Origin of the sequence: Mycolicibacterium pyrenivorans (assembly GCF_025821625.1) — a bacterium.
Taxonomy (GTDB): domain Bacteria; phylum Actinomycetota; class Actinomycetes; order Mycobacteriales; family Mycobacteriaceae; genus Mycobacterium; species Mycobacterium pyrenivorans.
The window spans coordinates 24,661-47,072 of the sequence record NZ_JACKSH010000010.1 but is presented as its reverse complement, the minus strand read 5'-3'; the positions used below and the strand labels follow the sequence as shown (position 1 = coordinate 47,072).

Here is a 22,412-nt window from a genome sequence, read left to right as displayed (position 1 = left end):
GTTCTCCCATGGTTTTTGATGCGACGGGTAACCCCCAGAGGATCCTGCTCCTCGGCGGCACCTCCGAGATCGGGCTGGCGATCTGCGAGCGGTACCTGCGCAACGCCCACGCCGGCGTCGTGCTGGCCTGCATGCCCGGTGATCCGTTGCGCGACAGTGCCAAAGCGCAGCTGGAGAAGGCGGGCGCCAAGTCGGTGGAGGTCATCGACTTCGACGCCGTCGACACCGCAAGCCACCCCGCGGTCATCGAGAAGGCTTGGAGCGGCGGCGACATCGATGTCGCGATCGTGGCTTTCGGGCTTCTCGGTGACGCCGAGGAACTCTGGCAGAACCAGCGCAAAGCCGTTCAGATCGCCGAGATCAACTACACCGCGGCCGTTTCGGTGGGCGTGCTGCTCGGCGAGAGGATGCGCGCCCAGGGCAGCGGTCGGATCATCGCGATGAGCTCGGCGGCCGGCGAACGGGTCAGGCGATCGAACTTCGTCTACGGCTCCACGAAGGCAGGTCTGGACGGCTTCTACCTCGGTCTCGGGGAGGCGCTTCGGGAGTTCGGGGTCGGTGTCCTGGTGATCAGGCCCGGCCAGGTGCGTACCCGGATGAGCGCCCACGTCAAGGAAGCTCCGCTGACGGTCGACAAGGAGTACGTCGCCGACCTCGCGGTCACCGCCTCCGCCAAGGGCAAGGACCTGGTGTGGGCGCCGGGCGCGTTCCGCTACGTGATGATGGTGCTGCGCCACATCCCGCGCCCGATCTTCCGCAAGCTCCCCATCTGATTCCGGTGGGCAGGAGCGACCCGGAGGAAAAGACTGTGGGTACACGAGCGCTGGCCACCGGGAGCCAGATGGTGGCGGCGGCGCTGGTCGCGACCGTGCTCGGTGTGGTGGCGCTGGCGGCCATCGCGCGGGTGGAGTGGCCCGCCTACAACTCGTCGAATCAACTGCACGCACTGACCACGGTCGGGCAGGTCGCCTGCCTCGTCGGCCTGCTGGCCGGCGGATGGATCCACCGGCGCGGCCGCCATCACGTCGCGTGGCTGGCCGCCACGGTGTTCCTGTCGGCGTTCTCGCTCGTCACCCTCGCGATGCCGCTCGGTGCGACCAAGCTGTACCTGTTCGGGATCTCGGTCGACCAGCAGTTCCGCACCGAGTACATGACCCGGTTCGCCGACTCTCCTGCCCTCAACGACATGACCTACATCGGGCTGCCGCCGTTCTATCCCCCGGGCTGGTTCTGGATCGGTGGCCGGCTCGCCGACCTGACCGGCACCCCGGCGTGGGAGATGTTCAAGCCGTGGTCGATCATCTCGATCACGATCGCGATCGTGCTGGCATTCGTACTGTGGGCCAGCATGATCCGCTTCGAATACGCGATGGTGGTCTCCACCGCCACCGCGGCGGCTGCGCTGGCGTACTCGCCCGCCGAGCCGTATGCGGCCATCATCGCCGTGCTGCTGCCACCGGTGTTCGTGCTCGCGTGGTCGGGTCTGCGGGGCAAGACCAGAAACGGCGGGTGGGCCGCGGTCATCGGGGTCGGGATCTTCCTCGGCATCGCCGCGCTGTTCTACACGCTGCTGCTCGCCTATGCCGCGTTCACGCTGACCGTGATGGCGGTGCTGATCGCCGCCACCCGAAGGCACTGGGATCCGCTGCTGCGGCTGCTGGTCATCGCGGCCATCTCCGGTCTGCTCGCCCTCATCGGCTGGGGCCCCTACCTGCTGGCCGCGGTCCGCGACACGCCCGCCGAAAGCGGCACCGCCCAGCACTATCTGCCGAAGGACGGCGCGGAGCTGGCATTCCCCATGCTGCAGTTCACGCTGCTCGGGGCCCTCTGCATGCTCGGCACGCTGTGGCTGGTGAGCTATGCGCGCACCTCGACAAGGGCGGGCGCGCTGGCCGTCGCGGTGCTGACGGTCTACGCGTGGTCACTGCTGTCGATGCTCACCACGCTGGTGGGCACCACGCTGCTGTCGTTCCGGCTGCAGCCCATGCTGACCATCCTGCTGACCGCGGCGGGCGCCTTCGGATTCATCGAGGTGACCCGCGCGGCCACCGCCCGGGTTCAGCAGGCCAATGCGCACCGGGTGGTCGCGGTGGCCACCGCCGTCGGCGCGCTCGGCGCCGTGACGTTCAGCCAGGACATCCCCGACGTGCTGCGCTCCGACATCATCGTCGCCTACACCGACACCGACGGCTACGGCGAGCGCGCCGACCGTCGTCCACCCGGGGCCGCGCAGTACTACCGGGAGGTGGACGCCCGCATCCAGGACGTGACGGGCCGGCCCCGCAACGAGACCGTCGTCATGACCGCCGACTACAGCTTCCTGTCCTACTACCCGTACTACGGGTTCCAGGGGCTGACCTCCCACTACGCCAACCCGCTGGCCCAGTTCGACCAGCGTGCCGGAGCCATCGAGGGCTGGGCCATGCTGACCGACGCCGACCAGTTCATCGCCGCCCTCGACGAGATGCCGTGGGAACCGCCGACGGTGTTCCTGATGCGCCGCGGCGCCAACGACACCTACACCCTGCGGCTGGCCTCCGACGTCTACCCGAACCAGCCGAACGTGCGCCGCTACCACGTCGCGCTCGACGATGCGCTGTTCGACGATCCGCGGTTCGACGTGTCAACCATCGGCCCGTTCGTGCTGGCCATCCGCAAGCCAATTACCATCTAGCCCCGTGGTCGGACAGGCGGCACCGTCGGCCGAGCCGACAGATCGAGCCAGGGGCAGCAACCACCGCACCGCGCGACTCATCGCGATCGTCGCGGGGCTGCTGGGGACGGCTCTGGCCGTGGCGACCCCGCTGCTGCCCGTCAACCAGACCACCGCCGAGCTGAACTGGCCGCAGAACGCCGGAGCCGGCGGGCCGGCGACATCGAACGGCGTCCTGGGCAGCGTCGACGCCCCGCTGATCGGATACGTCGCCACCGACCTCGAGATCACCGTGCCGTGCAGCGCCGCCGCCGGCCTGGACCGGCCCGGCCGCTCGGTGCTGCTGTCCACCGTGCCCAAGCAGGCACCCAACGCCATCGACCGCGGCCTGCTCATCGAGCGGGTGAACAACGACCTGCTCGTCATCGTCCGCAACACGCCGGTGGTCAGCGCGCCGTTGAGTCAGGTGCTCAGCCCCGCATGCCGGGAGCTGACATTCACCGCGCACGCCGACCGGGTGACCGGCGAGTTCGTCGGCCTCACCAACGGACCCGACAGCGATCAGCCCGGTGAACCGCTGCGCGGTGAGCGCAGCGGCTACGACTTCCGGCCCCAGATCGTCGGGGTGTTCACCGACCTGTCCGGCCCCGCGCCTCCCGGCCTGCAGTTCTCGGCGACGGTCGACACGCGCTACAGCACCTCCCCGACGCTGCTGAAACTGCTCGCGATGATCGTCGGCGTCGCCATGACGATCGTCGCCCTCGGCGCACTGCACGTCCTCGACAACGCCGACGGCATGCGGCACCGGCGCTTCCTGCCGCCGCGGTGGTGGTCGATGAAACCGCTCGACGGCGTGGTGACGGCGGTGCTGGTGTGGTGGCACTTCGTCGGCGCCAACACCGCCGACGACGGCTACATCCTGACGATGGCCCGGGTGTCCGAGAACGCCGGGTACATGGCGAACTACTACCGCTGGTTCGGCACCCCCGAAGCGCCGTTCGGCTGGTACTACGACCTGCTCGCGGTGTGGGCCAACGTCAGCACCACCAGCGTGTGGATGCGGCTGCCCACGCTGCTGATGGGCCTGGCGTGCTGGTGGGTGATCAGCCGTGAGGTCATCCCCCGACTGGGCTCCGCCGTCAAACACAGCCAGGCCGCGGTGTGGACGGCCGCCGGGCTGTTCCTCGCGTTCTGGCTGCCGCTGAACAACGGGCTGCGCCCCGAACCGATCATCGCGCTGGGCATCCTGCTGACGTGGTGCTCGGTCGAGCGCGGCGTCGCGACCAGCAGGCTGCTGCCGGTTGCGGTCGCGATCATCATCGGCGCGCTGACGCTGTTCTCCGGACCCACCGGCATCGCCGCCGTCGGCGCCCTACTGGTCGCCATCGGCCCGTTGAAAACCATTGTGGCCGCGCATACTTCGCGTTTCGGATACTGGGCGTTGCTGGCCCCCATCGCCGCCGCGGGCACCGTCGCCATCTTCCTGATCTTCCGCGACCAGACCCTGGCCTCCGAACTCCAGGCCAGTAGCTTCAAGTCGGCGGTGGGCCCGAGCCTTGCCTGGTTCGACGAACACATCCGGTACTCACGGCTGTTCACCACCAGCCCCGACGGCTCCGTGGCGCGCCGGTTCGCCGTGCTGACGCTGCTGCTGGCGCTCGCGGTCGCGGTCGCGATGTCGTTGCGCAAGGGCAGGATCCCGGGGACGGCCCTCGGCCCGAGCAGGCGCATCGTCGGCATCACCATCATCTCGTTCCTGGCGATGATGTTCACCCCCACCAAGTGGACCCACCACTTCGGCGTCTTCGCCGGTCTGGCCGGGTCTCTCGGCGCCCTGGCCGCGGTGGCCGTGTCGGCGGTCGCGATGCGATCGCGCCGCAACCGCACGCTGTTCGCCGCGGCGGTGCTGTTCATCACCGCGCTGTCGTTCGCGACGGTGAACGGCTGGTGGTACGTCTCGAACTTCGGGGTGCCGTGGTCGAATGACTTCCCGGAGTGGAAGTTCGGCTTCACCACCATCCTGCTCGGCCTGTCGGTCGTGGCGCTGCTCATCGCCGCGTGGTTCCACTTCTCGGGCCGGGCCGGTTCACCGCCCAACGGTGGCCCGCGACGATGGGGGGCCATCGCCCAGGCGCCGTTGGCGATCGCCACGTGGGCGCTGGTGACCTTCGAGGTGGTGTCGCTGACCGTGGCGATGACGGGCCAGTACCCGGCGTGGACGGTCGGCCGGTCCAATCTCGAGGCCCTCACCGGCAAGACCTGCGGCATGGCCGAGGACGTCATGGTCGAACAGGATCCCAACGACGGCCTGCTCACCCCCATCGACGTGCCGGTCGGCGAGGCCTTGGGCTCGGCCACCGCAGGCAACACAGAAGGTTTCGGCCCCAACGGGATTCCGTCCGACGTGTCGGCCGACCCGGTGATGGAGGAGTCCGGCGCGGGCAACTTCGCCGACACCGACAGCGGCGTCGACACCGAGACCGAGGCGGGCACCGAGGGCGGCACCACCGCCGCCGCAGGGGTGAACGGCTCCCGGGCCCGTCTCCCCTACGGCCTCGACCCCGCCCGCACCCCGGTGCTGGGTAGCTGGCGCAGCGGGACGCAGCAGCCTGCGGTCCTGCGGTCGGCCTGGTATGAACTGCCCGCCGGGTGGAGCGAGAACGACCGCGACGACTCCCTGCTCGTGGTGTCCGCGGCAGGGCGGTTCGACTCCGGCGAGGTGATCGCCCAGTGGGCCGGTCCCGACGGGGAGCCGGCGGGCGACATCACGTTCGGCGACGTGGGTGCCGCCCCGGCGTGGCGCAACCTGCGCGCGCCGCTGTCGGCGATCCCCGCCGATGCCACCCGCATCCGGCTGGTCGCCACCGACGACGACCTCAGCCCCGAGCACTGGATCGCCCTCACGCCGCCGCGGATTCCCGAGCTGCGCACCCTCCAGGACGTCGTCGGCTCGACCGACCCGGTGTTCCTCGACTGGCTGGTGGGACTGGCATTCCCCTGCCAACGCCCCTTCGACCACCGCAACGGCGTCATCGAGGTGCCCAAGTGGCGCATCCTGCCCGACCGGTTCGGCGCCGAGGCCAACTCCCCGGTGATGGACTACCTCGGCGGCGGCCCGCTGGGCATCACCGAACTCCTGCTGCGCTCCACCAGTGTCCCCACCTATCTGAAACACGACTGGTTCCGCGACTGGGGCGCGCTGCAGCAGTTCACCCCCTTCTACCCCGACGCCGAAGCCGCCAGGCTTGATCTCGGTTCGGTGACGCGCAGCGGTCTGTGGAGCCCGGCGCCGCTGCGTCTGAGTTGACGTCGCCTACCCTTGACCCTCGTGCCTGACCGGACTGCCCGCCTCGTCGCGATCGTCGCGGGTCTACTCGGCATCCTCCTGTGCGCGCTGACACCACTGTTGCCGGTCAAGCAGACCACCGCCACGATCCTGTGGCCGCAGGCGCCCAACGCCGAAGGATTCGTCAGCGACATCACCGCACCGCTGGTGTCGGGCGCCCCCAAGTCACTCGACGTCTCCATTCCCTGCCGGGCCGTGGCCACGCTGCCCGACGACGGCGGGCTGGTGTTCTCCACGATCCCGCCCGGCGGCATCGAGGCCGGCCGCAACGGCCTGTCCGTCCGCGCCTACGCCGACAGCGTCGTGGTCGCCTTCCGCGACTCGGTGGCCGCGGTGGCGCCGCGCGACGCGGTCGAGTCGGGCGCCTGCAGCACGATCCGGCTGTGGGCCGGCGTCGGCGCGGTCGGCGCCGACTTCGTCGGGATCCCGGGGGCCACCGGCACTCTCGCGCCGGAGAAGCGGCCACAGGTCGCGGGCATCTTCACCGACCTCGAGGTGCCCGCCGATAACGGGCTGTCGGCCAGGGTCGACATCGACACCCGGTTCATCACGAGCCCGACGGCGCTGAAGCTCGCGGTGATGGTCCTCGGCGTGACGTGCGTGGTGGCCTCGATCATCGGGCTCGCACTGCTGGACCGCAGATCGGGCAGGCACCTGCCGCGGGACCTGCGCCGCCGCCGCCGGGTCGGGCTGTCGACCTGGCTTGCCGACGCCGGCGTGGTCGGCACGCTGCTGGTGTGGCATCTGGTGGGGCCGCAGTCGTCGGACGACGGCTACAACCTGACCATCGCCCGGGTGTCCGGGGAAGCCGGCTACACCGCCAATTACTTCCGCTACTTCGGCGCGTCGGAAGCGCCGTTCGACTGGTATCAGAGCGTCCTGGCGCAACTGGCGTCGATCAGCACCGCAGGCATCTGGATGCGGTTGCCCGCCACCGCGGCCGCGATCGGCACCTGGCTGATCATCAGCCGCTGCGTGCTGCCGCGCCTCGGCGGACGCCTCGCCCGCAACAGGGTCGCGGTGTGGACCGCAGGCGCGGTCTTCCTCGCCGCGTGGCTGCCCTTCAACAACGGTCTGCGTCCCGAACCGTTGATCGCCTTCGGCGTGGTCGCGGTGTGGATGCTCGTGGAAACAGCCATCGGATCGCGCCGTCTGTGGCCGGTCGCGGTGGCCATCGTGATCGCGGTGTTCTCGGTGACGTTGGCTCCCCAGGGCCTGGTCGCGCTGGCGCCGCTGCTGGTGGGTGCGCGCGCCATCGCGCGGGTCGTCTCCGAGCGCCGTGCCACGGACGGGCGCGCGGCCCAAGTGGCCCCGCTGCTGGCTCTGCTGTCTTCGGCGTCGCTGATCTTCGTCGTCGTGTTCCGCGACCAGACCCTGGCCACCGTCGCCGAATCCGCCCGCATCAAGTACGTCGTCGGACCCACCCTCCCCTGGTACCAGGACTTCCTGCGCTTTTACTTCCTCACCGTCGAGGACAGCGTGGACGGCTCCCTGACCCGGCGCTTCTCCGTGCTGATCCTGCTGCTGTGCCTGTTCGGCCTGCTGATGGTGCTGTTGCGGCGGGGCACGGTGCCCGGTGCGGTCAACGGACCGGTGTGGCGGCTCGCCGGGACGACGGCGATCGGCCTGCTGCTGCTGACGTTCACCCCGACGAAGTGGGCGGTGCAGTTCGGCGTCTTCGCCGGCCTGGCGGGTGCGCTGGGCGGGGTCACCGCGTTCGCGTTCGCCCGCGTCGGGCTGCACAGCCGACGCAACCTCGCCCTCTACGTCACGGCACTGCTGTTCGTGCTGGCGTGGGCGACCTCGGGCATCAACGGCTGGTTCTACGTCGGCAACTACGGGGTGCCGTGGTTCGACAAGCAACCCGTCATCGTCGGCCAGCCGGTCACGACGATCTTCCTGGTGCTGGCGATCGCCGGTGGTCTGCTCGCCGGCTGGCTGCACTTCCGGATGGATTACGCAGGCCACACGCAGGTGGCCGACACCGGACGCAACCGGGCGCTGGCGTCCACCCCGCTGCTCGTCGTCGCCACCATCATGGTCGTGCTCTCGGTGGCCTCCATGCTCAAGGCGACCGCAGGCCGCTACCCCGTGTACACCACCGGTGCGGCGAACCTGTCGGCGCTGACGTCGGGCCTGTCCCCGGACAGCTGCGCGATGGCCGACCACGTCCTCGTCGAGCCGGACACCAACGCGGGCATGCTGCGACCCGTCCCGGGCCAGCGCTTCGGCGAATACGGCCCGCTGGGCGGCGAGGACCCCGTGGGCTTCACCCCGAACGGGGTCAGCGACACCCTCGAGCCGGCCGAGCCCGTGGCGGCCAACCCGGGATTGGTGAACTCCGACGGGCCCGTCGACAAACCGAACATCGGCGTCGGCTACGCCGCGGGCACCGGAGGTGGCTACGGCCCTGAGGGCGTCAACGGGTCCAGGGTGTTCCTGCCGTTCGGGCTCGACCCGAAGCGCACCCCGGTCATGGGCAGCTACGACGAGAACACCCTTGCCGCCGAGGCGACCTCGGCGTGGTATCAGCTGCCGCCACGCTCCCCGGACCGGCCGTTGGTGACCGTCGCCGCCGCGGGTGCGATCTGGTACTACGAGGAAGACGGCTCGTTCAACTACGGCCAGTCGCTGAAGCTGCAATGGGGCGTGCACCGGCCAGACGGGTCGTATCAGGAACTCGACGAGGTCCAGCCGATCGACATCTTCCAGCAGAAGGCGTGGCGCAACCTGCGCTTCCCGCTGGCGTGGGCGCCGCCGGAGGCCAACGTGGCCCGCATCGTCGCCGACGACCCGAACCTCTCCGATGACCAGTGGTTCGCGTTCACCCCGCCGCGCGCGCCGGTGCTGCAGACCGCGCAGGAGTTCCTCGGAACCCGGACCCCGGTGCTCATGGACATCGCCACCGCCGCCAACTTCCCGTGCCAGCGGCCGTTCTCCGAGCACCTCGGGGTGGCCGAGCTTCCGGAGTACCGGATCCTGCCGAACTTCAAGCAGATGGTGTCCTCGTCGAATCAGTGGCAGTCCGCCGATGACGGCGGGCCGTTCCTGTTCATCCAGGCGCTGCTGCGGACATCGGCGATCCCGACGTACCTGCGCAACGACTGGTACCGGGACTGGGGAGCGATCGAGCGGTACATCCGGGTGGTGCCGGGTGATGAGGCGCCGAACGCGGTGATCGAAGAGTGGACCACGAGAGTGTTCGGCTGGAGTCGCGGCGGACCGATCAGGGCCCTCCCGTGAGCCCGGCCTTCGACGACGTGCGGATCGCCCGCTGGGTCGCGACGGTCGCAGGACTGCTCGGCTTCGTGCTGTCCGTCGCCACCCCGCTGCTGCCGGTCACCCAGACCACCGCAACCCTGAACTGGCCTCAGCAGGGGCAACTGGGCAACGTCACGGCGCCGCTGATCTCCCAGGCGCCGGTGAGCCTGACCGTGACGGTGCCCTGCGAGGTCGTCGCGACGATGCCCGACGACGGCGGCCTGGTGCTGGGCACCGCCCCCGCCGAAGGCCGGGACGCTGCGCTGAACGCGATGCTGATCAACGTCACCGGCGGGGAAGAGCGCACCGACCCAGGGGCCACCACGGAGTCGCGCGTCGACGTGATCGTCCGCAACGTCGTGGTGGCCAGCGTGAGCCGGGACCGGGTCGCCGGGACCGCAGCGGCCCCAGGCTGTTCCAGCATCGAGATCACCTCGTCGCAGGACGGCACCTTCGCCGAGTTCGTCGGCCTGACCAAGGCCGACGGGTCACCCCAGCGCACCGGCTTCGCCGACCCGAACCTGCGGCCCGCGATCGTTGGGGTGTTCACCGATCTGACCGGACCGGCGCCTCCCGGCCTGGAGTTCTCGGCGACGATCGACACCCGTTTCACCACCCATCCGACCGCGCTCAAGCTGACGGCGATGCTGCTGGCGATCATCTCGACCGTCATCGCCCTGCTCGCGCTGTGGCGATTGGACCGGCTCGACGGTCACCGGATGCACCGCGTCATCCCGGTGCGCTGGCGCACCGTCAGCCCCGTCGACGGAGTCGTGGTCGGCGGGTTCGCGCTCTGGTATGTCATCGGCGCCAACTCCTCGGACGACGGCTACATCCTCGGCATGGCCCGGGTGGCCGACCACGCCGGTTACATGTCGAACTACTTCCGCTGGTTCGGCAGCCCGGAGGACCCGTTCGGCTGGTACTACAACCTGCTGGCGCTGATGACCCGGATCAGCGACGCCAGCATCTGGATCCGGTTGCCCGACCTGATCTGCGCGCTGGTGTGCTGGCTGCTGCTGAGCCGGGAGGTGCTGCCCCGGCTGGGCCCCGCCGTCTCGGGAAGCCGCGCGGCGATGTGGGCGGCCGGGCTGGTGCTGTTGGCGGCGTGGATGCCGTTCAACAACGGGCTTCGCCCAGAGGGGCAGATCGCCACCGGCGCACTGATCACCTACGTGCTCATCGAGCGGGCCATCACCTCGGGGAGGTTGACCCCGGCGGCGCTGGCGATCACCACCGCGGCGTTCACCCTGGGCATCCAGCCCACCGGTCTGATCGCGGTGGCGGCGCTGGTGGCCGGCGGCCGGCCGATCCTGCGCATCCTGGTCCGGCGGCGTCAGAGCGTCGGAACCTGGCCGCTGGTGGCGCCGCTGCTCGCCGCGGGCACGATCGTGCTGACCGTGGTGTTCGCCGACCAGACACTGGCAACGGTGTTGGAGGCGACCAGGATTCGCACCGCAGTCGGTCCCAGCCAGGAGTGGTTCACCGAGATCCTGCGCTACTACTACCTGATCCTGCCGACCACCGACGCCGCCATCTCGCGCCGCGTCGCCTTCCTGTTCACCGTGATGTGCCTGTTCCCGTCGCTGTTCCTGATGTTGCGGCGCAAGCGGGTTCCCGGGGTCGCGCGCGGGCCGGCGTGGCGGCTGATGGGTGTCATCTTCGCGACGATCTTCTTCCTGATGTTCACCCCCACCAAGTGGATTCACCACTTCGGCCTGTTCGCCGCGGTCGGCGGCGCCATGGCGGCGCTGGCGACGGTGTTGATGTCGCCGGTGGTCCTGCGCTCGGCGCGGAACCGGATGGTGTTCCTGTCGCTGGTGCTCTTCGTGTTGGCGCTGTGCTTCGCGTCTACGAACGGCTGGTGGTATGTCTCCAACTTCGGTGCGCCGTACAACAACTCGGTTCCTCAACTGGGCGGGGTGACGGTCAGCGCGGTGTTCTTCGTGCTGTGTGCGATCGCGGTGCTTTGGGCGTTCTGGTTGCACGTGTCGGACCGGCGGGAGTCGCGGATCGTCGACACGCTGACCACCGCGCCGATACCGATCGCCGCCGGGTTCATGGTCGTGGTGTTCGTGGCCTCGATGCTGGTGGGGGTGGTGCGCCAGCACCCCACCTACTCCAACGGCTGGGCCAATCTGCGCGCCTTCGTCGGTGGCTGCGGCATGGCCGACGACGTGCTGGTCGAACCCGACTCGAACGCCGGCTTCCTGCGGCCCCTGCCCCCCGCCCCGGGCCAATCCTGGGGCCCGCTGGGTCCGCTCGGCGGAACCGACCCGGAGGGCTTCTCGCCCAACGGTGTTCCCGACCGGATCATCGCCGAGGCCATCCGGCTGAACAATCCGCAGCCCGGCACCGACGCGGACTGGAACCGGTCGATCCGGCTGCCCCGGGCCGGCATCAACGGTTCGCGGGTGCCGCTGCCCTACGGCCTCGATCCCGCGCGGGTCCCGGTCGCCGGAACGTATTCGACCGAGGCACAACGCGAGAGCCGGCTGGCCTCGGCGTGGTACGAGCTGCCCGCCGCCGACGACGCGCACCCGCTCGTGGCGATCACCGCCGCCGGAACGATCGCCGGTGACAGCGTCGCCGAGGGCTTCACCTCCGGCCAGACCGTGGAACTCGAATTCGCCCGTCCCGGTCCCGGTGGAGCGCCGGAGCCCGCAGGCCGGGTCAGCCCGTTCGACATCGGACCGACGCCGTCGTGGCGCAACCTGCGATATCCACGCTCGCAGATCCCCAACGACGCGGTCGCGGTCCGGGTGATCGCCGAGGATCTGAACCTGGGTCAGGGCGATTGGATCGCGGTGACCCCGCCGCGGGTGCCCGAGGTGCGTTCGGTACAGGAGTACATCGGTTCCGAGCAACCGGTCCTGATGGACTGGGCGGTCGGGCTCGCGTTCCCGTGCCAGCAGCCGATGCTGCACGCCAACGGCGTCACCGACATCCCCAAGTTCCGCATCTCGCCCGACTACTTCGCCAAGCTGCAGAGCACCGACACCTGGCAGGACGGCGAGAACGGCGGTCTGTTGGGCATCACCGACCTGCTGCTGCGCGCATCGGTGATGTCGACCTACCTGTCCGAGGACTGGGGTCAGGACTGGGGGTCGCTGCGGCGCTTCGACACCATCGTCGACGCCGAGCCGGCCGAGGTCGATCTGGGGTCGCAGACCCACTCGGGGTTGTGGTCGCCGGGCCCGATCCGGATCGCGCCGTGACCGAATCCGTCTACCGTCGGGTCAGATTGGGTCAGGCCACCCTGACCCGGGTGGTGGAACTCCGCGCCCAGATGCGCACCTCGCTGTTCGGCCAGACCCCGGCGCATGCGTGGCCGGAGAACGCCGAGTTGCTGGAGCCGCTGTTCTGGGAGCGCGGCTCCGGCGAAGGGAAGATCGCCATCCAGACCTGAGTCGTCGAGGTCGACGGCCTGACCATCCTCGTGGACACCGGCGCCGGCAACGGCAAAGACCGACCGCACATGCCGCCGCTGGATCACCTCGACTCCGGCTTCCTCGGCGCACTGGCCGAGGCGGGTGTGCAGCCCGCCGCCGTCGACGTGGTGATCAACACCCACCTGCACACCGATCACATCGGCTGGAACACCCGGCGCCCCGACGCGGGCGGCGGCACCGCCGGGGACGCCTCGTGGGTGCCGACCTTTCCCAACGCCCGCTACCTGATGCCCGAACCCGACTACCGGCAGTCCTCCCCGGATGGCGCGCACTATCCGGGTCGCGGCGGGGCCAGCGTCGTCGCCCGCGGTGACGCGTTCATGGTCGACGACTGGCTGGAACTGCCCGCCATCTGAGTCGGGCGGCTAGGACGTCTGGTCGTTGGCGCCCGGGTCGGCGTTCTCCTGCAGGATGTCGTCGTGGCAGTCGACACGGGTCTGCCCGGTCTGCTCCATGCACACCAGCACCGGCGCCTCGGTGGCCGGCGCGGCAGCGGCCCCGGCAGGATGCGGAACCTCGCCCGGGTACATCGACCAGATCGGGGCACCCGACGATGCCAGCCGCGCACAGTAGGCCGGGTCTCCGGCCTCGGTGACCCCGGCGGCACCCAGCGTCGCGCAATCGGCGCCGACGACGATGACCGGCAACGTCACGTTGGCGGGGGCGGGGGCGGGCGACGATGCGGTCTCCTCGGCGGCGTCGGGGCGCTCGTGTCGCTCGTAGAACATCAGGAAAAGCCCTGCGCCTGCGGCGATCAACGCCAACACCAGTGCCAGCACCACCGGTGCGCGTCGCCGGGTGCGCGTCGCCGTGGGCCCCTTCGCGTGGCGCGGCCCCGTCGGCGCGGCGGGCGCCAGCACCGTCGCCCCGCCGTCGCTCCCTTCTCCGACCGCCGGGCGTCCTAGGGCACGGGCGAAGTCCGCACACCGCTCGAAACGGTCCGCCGGTGACTTCGCCAGCGCTTTGTCGAAAGCCGCTCCCAGCGAAGACAATTCGGGCCGGTGCACGGCGATCGACGGCGGCCGGGCGGTCAGGTGCTGGCTGATGACGATCGCCGGGTTGGAATGCTGGAACGGCGGCGACCCGGTCAGCAGCTGAAACGCCGTGGCCGCCAACGCGTACTGGTCGGCGCGCCCGTCGATCCGTTCGTCGGCGGTGAGCTGTTCGGGCGCCGAGTACGCGACGGTCCCCACCGTCATGTTCGTCCCCGTCAGCGCGCTGACTTCCCCGACCCTGCGCGCAATACCGAAGTCCGCGAGCATGATCCGCTCGTCATCGGTCCCCGGATCGGCGATCAGGATGTTGGCGGGCTTGACGTCGCGGTGCAGCAGGCCTCGCTGGTGCGCGTAGTCGAGCGCCTCTCCGACGGCCGTCACCAGTCGCACCACCAGATCCGGCGGCATGCCGTCGGGGTACCGCTCGGCGAGAAGCCGGGCGGCGTCGGTGCCCTCGACATGGTCCATCGAGATCCAGAGGCGGCCTTCGTACTCGCCACGGTCGTGCACCGCGACGATGTGCGGATGCCACAGCGTGGCCGCGATGTCGGCCTCCCTGTTGAACCGCTCCCGGTACTCGCTGTCGGCGCAGACCGTCGTCGACAAGACCTTCAGCGCATCCTGGCGCGGCAACCTCGGGTGCTGGGCCAGATACACCTCACCCATGCCACCCGCGCCCAGCATCCGCAGGATCGTATAGCCGGCGATCGTGTCACCGTCGGTCAGCGGCATGGCTGAATCCTCAGTGCGGCGCCCCGAGATACGGGAACTCGGGGAGGATGTCGGTGTGCGGGGTCAGACCCGACGACGGACGCTTCCCCTTGGTCAGGAACGCCATCCGGTAGCCGATCGCATCGTCGGTGAGGGTGCGCCCGTTCGGGTATCTCGCGGGCTTGGACGGGTTGTAGGTCAGCACGTCGGGAAGCGTGCCCTCGGCGTTGATCGCCTCGATCGCCTCCTCGCGGGTGTATCCCCCTAGGCGCCCCATGACGTCGATGAGCTGTCCCATCCACCGTTCCCGGTCCCGGCTGGGTGCGCCGGCGCTGTACTCGGCGACGGTGTCCTCGGTGGTCAGGATGCCGCTCAACGACGGATGGCCGACCCGGTCGGCGTGGATCCACTCACCGTCGCGCAGCAGGCTGCACCGCGCCCACACCCGGCAGTCGGGATTCGCACCCAGGTAGCTGGTGGGCAGTTCGACCACCATCGCGATGACGTTGGCGTCGGCGCGGGAGTCCCGGCCGCTCCCGTCGGGGTCCGCGAAGCACGGATCGCTGCGGGTGCCTGCGAAGAACATGAACCCGCCCGACCGCATCGCGTGGATGGTCTCACCGAAGGACACCTCGATCTCGCCGAAGATCCGCGACCCCACCGCCGCGACGGCCGAGGCCTCGTTGCCGACGGCGTGGTACAGGTCGACCCGTTGCCTGCCGTCGACCGGCGGGGAGTAGACGAAGCTGAACGCGATGTCGTTGCGCAGGTCGCCGCTGTGGTCGATGGCGAGCCGGTAGACGGCGTCCGGGTGCAGGGCTCCGCCCTCGGGGTTGGCGGTCAGGGCCAGCACGGTCCGCGAGGGGTCGGCAGGCGAGGGGAACACGTAGAGGTCGCGAAGGTCCAGCCGCGGGTCGCCCAGCGGGGCCCCGGCGCTCAGCGACGCGACGTGATTCGACGTGAGGTGATTCGACGTGAAGTTGTTCGACACAGCCCCATCCAACCGCACCCGATCCTCAGATCGGGGTCAGGCCGTGCTTTCGCTGGACACGTTGGATCTGCTTGTCCCGAAGCAGGTGCAGCGACTTGCGCAGCAGCAGCCGGGTTTGGTGCGGCTCGATGACACCGTCGATGAAGCCGCGCTCGGCCGCCACCCACGGCACCGCCATGTTCTCGTTGTAGCCGGCGATGAAGTCGGCTTTGATCTTCTGCACCTCGGGCGCCGTCGGATCCGGGAAGCGTTTCACCAGGAGCTGCGCGGCCCCCTCGGCGCCGATCACCGCGATGCGGGCGGTGGGCCAGGCGAAGTTCAGGTCGGCGGTCAGCTGCTTGGAGCCCATCACCGCATACGCGCCGCCATAGGACTTGCGCACCGTGATGGTGACCTTCGGGACGTCGGCTTCGACGACCGCGTTGAGGAACCGGCCGCCACGCTTGATGATGCCGCCCTTCTCCTGCGCCACACCGGGCATGAAGCCGGGCGTGTCGACGACGAAGATCAGCGGGGTGTTGAACGAGTCGCAGAACCGGACGAACCGGGCGGCCTTGTCGGAGGCCTCGTTGTCGATCGCACCCGACATGTACATCGGCTGGTTGGCGATCACCCCGACCGGGCGGCCGTCGACGCGGGCGAACGCGGTGATGATCGCCGGGCCCGCCTGCTCACCGACGGGGAACACGTCACCGTCGTCGAAGATCCGCAGCAGGATCTCGAACATGTCGTAGGCGGTGTTGTCCGCATCGGGAACGATCGAATCCAGTTCCAGGTCGTGCGGCGTGATCTCCGGCTCGAGGCCGGGGTTGACGACCGGGGCGTCGTCGAAGGTGTTGGCGGGCAGGAAGCTCAGGTAGTCCCGCACGTACTCGAATGCGGCGGCCTCCGAGTCGACGACCTGGTGGATGTTGCCGTAGCTGGCCTGCGCGTCGGCGCCGCCCAGTTCGTCGAGCGTGACGTCCTCGCCGGTGACGTCCTTGATGACGTCGGGGCCGGTGACGAACATGTACCCCTGGTCGCGCACCGCGACCACCAGGTCGGTCTGGATCGGTGAGTACACCGCACCGCCGGCGCACTTGCCGAAGATCAGCGAGACCTCGGGCACCAGGCCGCGCAGCAACTCGTGGCGGCGGCCGAGTTCGGCGTACCACGCCAGGGACGTCGCGGCGTCCTGGATGCGGGCGCCGCCGGAGTCGTTGATGCCGATGATCGGACAGCCGACCATCGCCACCCACTCCATCAGGCGGGCGACCTTGCGGCCGAACATCTCCCCGACCGAACCCTGGAAGACCGTCTGGTCGTGGCTGAACACGCCGACGGGCCGGCCGTTGATGGTGCCGTGGCCGGTGACGACGCCGTCCCCGAACAGTGCGTTGGGGTCACCCGGGGTCTTGGCCAGCGCGCCGATCTCGAGGAAGCTGCCCGGGTCGAGCAGCGAGTGAATGCGTGCCCGCGCGCTCGGGATGCCCTTCTTCTCCCGTTTGGCGACCGCCTTCTCGCCGCCGGGTTCCTTGGCCAGCTCGAGCTTCTCGCGCAGCTCGGCGAGCTTCTCGGCGGTGGTCGCCGGGGCCTGGGCGGGGGATTCTGCTGCTGTCACTTAGCCTCGCTCTGGATCTGACTGATCGCCTCGCTCATGTGCGCGCCGACCTTTGCAATGTACGGCTCGTCGATGGCCTGGATGTGCTCGCCCCCGATCGGCACCAACTCGAGGTCGTCGACGAATTCGCCCCAGCCGCCGTCGGGTTGGCGGGTGGCGTAGCGGGGCTCGAACATGATCGCGTCATCGTGGTACCGGTCGGCCATGTAGAGCGTCACGTGGCCGTCGTAGCGCTCGATCTCGGCCGTGTCGAGCGCCCGGTTGTCCAGATAGGACGTGCGCTGGTGCTCGATGATGCCGCCGGGGATGTCGACGCCGCTGCCCTGGATCGCGTCGAGGACGAAACGCACCTGGCCCTCGTCGTCGAGTTCCTCGAGCTGCTCGTAGGGGATCGCCGGGATCTCGACGTTGAAGGTGCGCTGCGCGAACAGGGCGTACCGATCCCAGCGGGCGCGGACCTCCTCCTTGGTCTGGGGGACCTCCTCGCCCGCGCGCACGGTGTCGATCAGCCCGACGAACCGGACGTCCGCGCCGTTGCGCTTCAGCCCGACCGCGCAGGCGTAGGCCAGCGCGCCGCCGAGAGACCAGCCGGCCAGGATGTAGGGCCCGGTGCCCTGGATCTCCATCAGCTTGGGCACGTATTCGCGGGCCCGTTCCTCGATGGAGCCCTCGACACGCTCGAGGCCGTAGACCGGGGTGTCCGGCGGCAGCCGCTTCATCAGCGGCTCGTAGACGACCGTCGATCCGCCCGCCGGGTGGAAGACGAACACCGGCACCCGGGTGGAACCCTCCGGCCTGGCGCGCAGAGTCCGCACGAACCCGTCGAGCTCACCGGCGTCCATCAGCTCGCGCACCGTGCTGGACAGATCCTCGATGGTGCGTGCGCCGGTGACCTGTTCGGCGGTGACGGTGCCCTCGGCACGCTCCGAGAGGCGTTGCGCCACCTTCTCCGCCGTTGCGGCGTCGATCGACGGCAGCTCGTTGAAGATGCCGCCCGGCGACTTTCCGGTGACGATCGCCCAGGTGGCGAACGTGACCCGCTCCGCGGCGTCGCGGGGCGGGACGTCGGCGCCCAGCGCCTCGGTCACGGCCTGCTGGGTGAGAATCTTTGCGGCTGCCCCGGCGGCCCCGGCCGCTGGCCCACTGGGATCCGTGGGCGGCGGCGGGATGGCGGGACCCGCGACCTCATCGGCCGGTTCGGCGTCAGTCGCGATGGGGTGGCCGGCCTCGGCGAGCTTGGCCTCGAGTTCGGCGACGGTGGTCGCCCCACCCATGAGCTCGGCCTGCGCCGCGGCGATCTCCTCGGCGGTCCGGCCCTTCTGCTGTTCGGCGAGTTCGTCGACCTCGTCGCGGTGCTCGACCGCGTAGGCGATGAGCTTCTCGACGGCGTAGAGGTTGGCGTCTCGCACCGCGGTCAGCTGGATCGGCGGCAGGTCGAAGTCGTACTCGACGCGGTTCTTGATCCGCACCGCCATCAGCGAATCGAGTCCCAGCTCGATGAGCGGCACCTCCCAAGGCAGGTCCTCGGGCTCGTAGCCCATCGCCGCACCGACGATCGTGCCCAGCCGGTCGCCGATGGTCTCGCCGGAGTCCGGCGACCACTTCGCGAAGCTCGCACCGAGATTCGCGCCGGCAGTCAGGTTGTCGGCCTCGAACTGTGGTGCGTCCTCGGGCTCCTCGACCGCGGCCACCGGGGTCTCGGCGAAGGTGCCCACGCCGACCGCGGTGGGCAGCGTCGTCTGCGCACCGTTACGGGCGACGATCGCGTCGTAGACCAGGGTGAACGACTCGTCGATTCGCGCGTGCACCTGCACGCTCGCCCCGCCGGGATGGCGGGTCAGCGTGGTCACCAGGCGTGAACCCTCACCCGGCACCGCACGCTGCTCCGAGGCGACCAGCTTGGCGTCCGGAAGTACCGCAGCCGCAGCGGCTTTCACCAGTGCAGCCAGAGCCTCAGTGTTCACTGCACCCCGCGGACTGTACTCGAAGACATGCCTGCCGTCCGGGGTCGCGACGTGGTTGCCGGGGATGACCGCCGAGCTGTCGCCGGTGAAGTGCGCGTCGAGCCAGTGCGGCTTGCGGCGGAACCGGGTCGGCGGGATGTCGGCGAAGTCGAGAGCGCCTGCCAGGCCCCGCGAACGCCGCGGGAACAGGGTGCGGAAATCGAGGTCGTGACCGTACACGAAAAGCTGCGCCATCGCGGTGGTCATCGAGTCCACCTCGTCCTGCTTGCGCGCCAGCGTCGCGATCAGCTGGGCGTCGTGTAGGCCCGCCGCCGCGGTCGTCAGGCCCACCTGCATCAGCGCCACCGGGTTGGGCGCCAACTCCAGGAACGTGGTGTGGCCGTTGTCGACGGCGTTGCGGATGCCGTGGGTGAAGTAGACCGAGTGCCGCAGCCCCTTCTTCCAGTAGTCCACGTCGTGGATCGGGTCCCCGCCTGGGCGGATCAGGTTGCCCTCGTGCACCGTCGAGTAGTAGGGCACCTCCAACGGACGCGCTTCGATGCCCTGCAGTTCGGCCGCGAGCTCACCCAGCAGCGGATCCATCTGCGAGGTGTGGCTGGCGCCCTTGGTCTGGAACTTGCGGGCGAACTTGCCCTCCGACTCGGCGCGCGCGATGATCGCGTCCACCTGGTCCGGCGGGCCGCCGATGACAGTCTGGGTCGGCGCCGCATACACGCAGACCTCGAGGTCCTTGAAATCTTCAGTTTCCTTGAAGACCGAAACGACCTCCTCGGCCGAGTACTCCACCAGCGCCATCAGCCTGATGTACTCGCCGAAGAGCATCGCCTCACCCTCACCCATCAGGTGCGAGCGGGAGCAGATGGTGCGGGTCGCATCGGCCAGCGACAGCCCACCGGCGAAGTAGGCCGCGGCCGCCTCCCCCAGCGACTGGCCCACCAGCGCACCGGGTTTCGCGCCGTGCGCCTTCAGCAGCTCGCCGAGCGCGACCTGGATCGCGAAGATGGTGACCTGCGTGGTCTCGATGCCGTAGTCCTGTGCGTCGTCGAGGATCAGCTCGACGACGGAGTAGCCGAGCTCATCCTGGACCAGCGCGTCGACCTTGTTGATCCACTCGGCGAACGTCTCGTCGCGCAGATACAGGCTCTTGGCCATCTTGCGGTGCTGGGCGCCGAACCCGGCGAGAACCCAGACCGGGCCGTTGGTGACCGGGCCGTCGGCGGTGAGCACGATCGGGTTCGGCTTGCCCTCGGCGAGCGCGCGCAGCCCCTTGATCGCCTCGTCGTGGTCGTGGGCCAGCACCACCGCACGGGAGCGGCCGTGGTTGCGCCGCGACAGCGAACGCCCGATCGACTCCAGCGACGACGCCCTGCCTTCGGGGCTGTCGATCCAGTCCGCGAGCTCGGCGGCCGCGGCCTTCTTGCGGGAGGTCAGGAATCCCGAAACCGCCAGCGGCACAAGCTTTGCGGTGGGCTGTTCCGCCTCGGCCGCGGCGAGCTCCTCACGGGCCACCTCGAGCAGGCGCAGCGCCTCGTCGGTCAGGCCGGGCAGTTCCGGTTCGTCCTCGGCACCTACGGCGGGCCGGTCCAGCGCGTCGTCGTCATCGTCGTCCGGGTCTGATTCTCTTCGCGCAAGCGGCTCATCGTCGTCGCGGATGAACTCGCCGTACTCGTCCATCCGCACCCCGCCCACGTACACGGCGGGGGCGTCCCCGGTGGCCGGGGTCACCACGGCGACATCGGGTTCGGCCACAGGCTCGACCAGGTCGCCGGGCAGCACCTCGCGCAACACCAGATGCGCGTTGGCGCCGCCGAAGCCGAAGCCGGACACCCCCGCGATCGCCTTGCCGCTGTAGCGCGGCCAGTCGGTGACGGTGTCGGCGACCCTGAGGTGTTCCTTGTCGAAGTCGATGTACGGGTTGGGGCCGCTGTAGTTGATCGACGGCGGGATCTTGTCGTACTTCAGCGCCAGCGCGGTCTTGGCCAGGCTCGCCGCGCCCGCGGCCGACTCCAGGTGCCCCACATTGGATTTCACCGCGCCCAACAGCGCGGGCCTGTCATCGGCACGTCCCCTGCCGATGACGCGGCCCAGCGCGTCGGCCTCGATCGGGTCGCCGAGGATGGTGCCCGTACCGTGCGCCTCGACGTAGTCGACGGTCCTCGGGTCGATGCCTGCGTCCTTGTATGCCTTGCGCAGCACCGCTTCCTGCGCGTCCGGGTTGGGAGCGAGCATGCCGTTGGACCGGCCGTCGTGGTTGACCGCGCTGCCCGCGATGACCGCGAGGATCTCGTCGCCGTCGCGGCGCGCGTCGGCCAGTCGTTTGAGCACCAGCATGCCGCCGCCCTCGGAGCGGGCGTAGCCGTCGGCGTCCTGCGAGAACGACTTGATCCGGCCGTCGGGCGCGAGCACGCCGCCGACCTCGTCGAAGCCGACGGTCACCAGCGGGGTGATCAACGCGTTCACGCCACCGGCGAGCACCACGTCGGCGTCACCGGCGCGCAGCGCCTTCACGCCTTCGTGCACGGCGACCAGCGAAGACGAGCAGGCGGTGTCGATGGCCATCGACGGCCCGCGGAAGTCGTAGAAATACGACACCCGGTTGGCGATGATCGAGCTCGCGGTGCCGGTGATGGCGTACGGGTGGGCGATCGACGGGTCGGACATCGCCAGGAAGCTGTAGTCGTTCGTGGAGCTGCCGACGTAGACGCCGACGTTGCCGCCGCGCAGGCTCGAGGCGGGAATCCTGGCGTACTCCAGGGCTTCCCACGTCAGTTCCAGCGCCATCCGCTGCTGCGGATCGACGTTGTCGGCCTCCATCTTCGACAGCGCGAAGAACTCGGAGTCGAACCCCTTGATGTCGGACAGGTAGCCGCCGCGGGTGTGGGCCTTGGCGACCCGCTCGGCGATCCGGGGGTCGGACAGGAACTCCGACCACCGCCCCTCCGGCAGGTCGGTGATCGCGTCACGGCCGTCGAGCAGCGCCGCCCACATCTCGTCGGGAGTGTTCATGTCGCCGGGGAAGCGGGTGGCCACCCCCACGATGGCGATGTTGAGCCGGCCCTCCTCGACCTCGTCGGCGTGGCGCGACCAGTCGATATCGTTGGTGTCCGCGCCGTCATCGAAGGGCTCGCCCTCGACGATGACCGTGGCCAGCGATTCGATGGTGGGGTGCCGGAACGCGACCGTGGCCGTCAACGTCACGCCGGTGAGATCCTCGATGTCGCTGGCCATCGCGACCGCGTCGCGCGACGACAGCCCGAGCTCGACCATCGGCGTCGACTCGTTGATCGAGTCGGGCGACTGACCGGTGGCGTTGCCGATCCAGTTGCGCAGCCACTCCCGCATCTCGTTCACGGTCATCTCGTGACCGTTGTCAGGAACCGGTGTGTTGCCCGAATCGTCTTGTGCTTCAGCCATGTTCACATAACCTCACGATCGGCCC

10 protein-coding genes and 1 pseudogene are annotated in these 22,412 nt (G+C 69.6%); 7 read left to right on the top strand and 4 right to left on the bottom strand.

All coding sequences use genetic code 11. The features are described 5' to 3' along the window. The first annotated feature begins 8 nt into the window (after positions 1 to 8). The 7 genes and pseudogenes from dprE2 to H7I57_RS00850 all read left to right on the top strand — a co-directional run. Positions 9 to 773, top strand: a complete 765-nt coding sequence (gene dprE2, locus H7I57_RS00880; protein WP_264021339.1) for a decaprenylphospho-beta-D-erythro-pentofuranosid-2-ulose 2-reductase — start codon at positions 9 to 11, stop codon at positions 771 to 773. A gap of 68 nt (positions 774 to 841) precedes the next feature. After that, positions 842 to 2,674: a galactan 5-O-arabinofuranosyltransferase gene (locus H7I57_RS00875; protein WP_264021352.1), complete on the top strand. Its 1,833-nt coding sequence runs from the start codon at positions 842 to 844 to the stop codon at positions 2,672 to 2,674. Then, positions 2,592 to 5,960 (top strand): arabinosyltransferase domain-containing protein, encoded by a 3,369-nt coding sequence (locus H7I57_RS00870; RefSeq protein WP_372510076.1) that lies wholly within the window; start codon positions 2,592 to 2,594, stop codon positions 5,958 to 5,960. The genes H7I57_RS00875 and H7I57_RS00870 overlap by 83 nt, the downstream gene beginning before the upstream one ends. 21 nt (positions 5,961 to 5,981) lie before the next feature. Further along, on the top strand, positions 5,982 to 9,242 hold the full coding sequence (locus tag H7I57_RS00865; protein WP_264021337.1) for an arabinosyltransferase domain-containing protein: 3,261 nt from the start codon (positions 5,982 to 5,984) through the stop codon (positions 9,240 to 9,242). Next, positions 9,239 to 12,478: an arabinosyltransferase domain-containing protein gene (locus H7I57_RS00860; protein WP_264021335.1), complete on the top strand. Its 3,240-nt coding sequence runs from the start codon at positions 9,239 to 9,241 to the stop codon at positions 12,476 to 12,478. The genes H7I57_RS00865 and H7I57_RS00860 overlap by 4 nt, the downstream gene beginning before the upstream one ends. Beyond that, complete coding sequence (locus H7I57_RS00855) at positions 12,475 to 12,669, top strand: hypothetical protein (RefSeq protein WP_264021334.1); 195 nt, start codon at positions 12,475 to 12,477, stop codon at positions 12,667 to 12,669. Before H7I57_RS00860 ends, H7I57_RS00855 begins: the two co-directional genes overlap by 4 nt. A 12-nt stretch (positions 12,670 to 12,681) precedes the next feature. Then, positions 12,682 to 13,068 (top strand): annotated as a pseudogene (locus H7I57_RS00850) (MBL fold metallo-hydrolase); the annotation flags it as partial. A gap of 9 nt (positions 13,069 to 13,077) precedes the next feature. On the opposite strand, the gene H7I57_RS00845 reads toward H7I57_RS00850, so the two are convergent. The 4 genes from H7I57_RS00845 to pks13 are packed head-to-tail and all read right to left on the bottom strand — an operon-like array spanning position 13,078 to position 22,387. Further along, on the bottom strand, positions 13,078 to 14,439 hold the full coding sequence (locus tag H7I57_RS00845; protein ID WP_264021332.1) for a serine/threonine-protein kinase: 1,362 nt from the start codon (positions 14,437 to 14,439) through the stop codon (positions 13,078 to 13,080). Between the two features lie 10 nt (positions 14,440 to 14,449). Further along, positions 14,450 to 15,409 carry a DUF4331 domain-containing protein gene (locus H7I57_RS00840; protein WP_264021331.1) on the bottom strand — a complete coding sequence of 320 codons (960 nt, stop codon included), beginning with the start codon at positions 15,407 to 15,409 and terminating at the stop codon, positions 14,450 to 14,452. A gap of 25 nt (positions 15,410 to 15,434) precedes the next feature. Continuing rightward, on the bottom strand, positions 15,435 to 17,009 hold the full coding sequence (locus H7I57_RS00835) for an acyl-CoA carboxylase subunit beta (RefSeq protein ID WP_264021328.1): 1,575 nt from the start codon (positions 17,007 to 17,009) through the stop codon (positions 15,435 to 15,437). Next, positions 17,006 to 22,387, bottom strand: coding sequence for a polyketide synthase Pks13 (gene pks13 / locus H7I57_RS00830; protein ID WP_264021327.1), 5,382 nt, complete (start codon positions 22,385 to 22,387; stop codon positions 17,006 to 17,008). Before pks13 ends, H7I57_RS00835 begins: the two co-directional genes overlap by 4 nt. Positions 22,388 to 22,412: the final 25 nt, after the last annotated feature.

Bases quoted from the DNA above. Each gene is read 5' to 3' on its own strand.
- dprE2 (WP_264021339.1), top strand. From the start codon at position 9: ATGGTTTTTGATGCGACGGGTAACCCCCAGAGGATCCTGCTCCTCGGC.
- H7I57_RS00875 (WP_264021352.1), top strand. From the start codon at position 842: ATGGTGGCGGCGGCGCTGGTCGCGACCGTGCTCGGTGTGGTGGCGCTG.
- H7I57_RS00870 (WP_372510076.1), top strand. From the start codon at position 2,592: ATGCGCTGTTCGACGATCCGCGGTTCGACGTGTCAACCATCGGCCCGT.
- H7I57_RS00845 (WP_264021332.1), bottom strand. From the start codon at position 14,439: ATGCCGCTGACCGACGGTGACACGATCGCCGGCTATACGATCCTGCGG.
- pks13 (WP_264021327.1), bottom strand. From the start codon at position 22,387: ATGGCTGAAGCACAAGACGATTCGGGCAACACACCGGTTCCTGACAAC.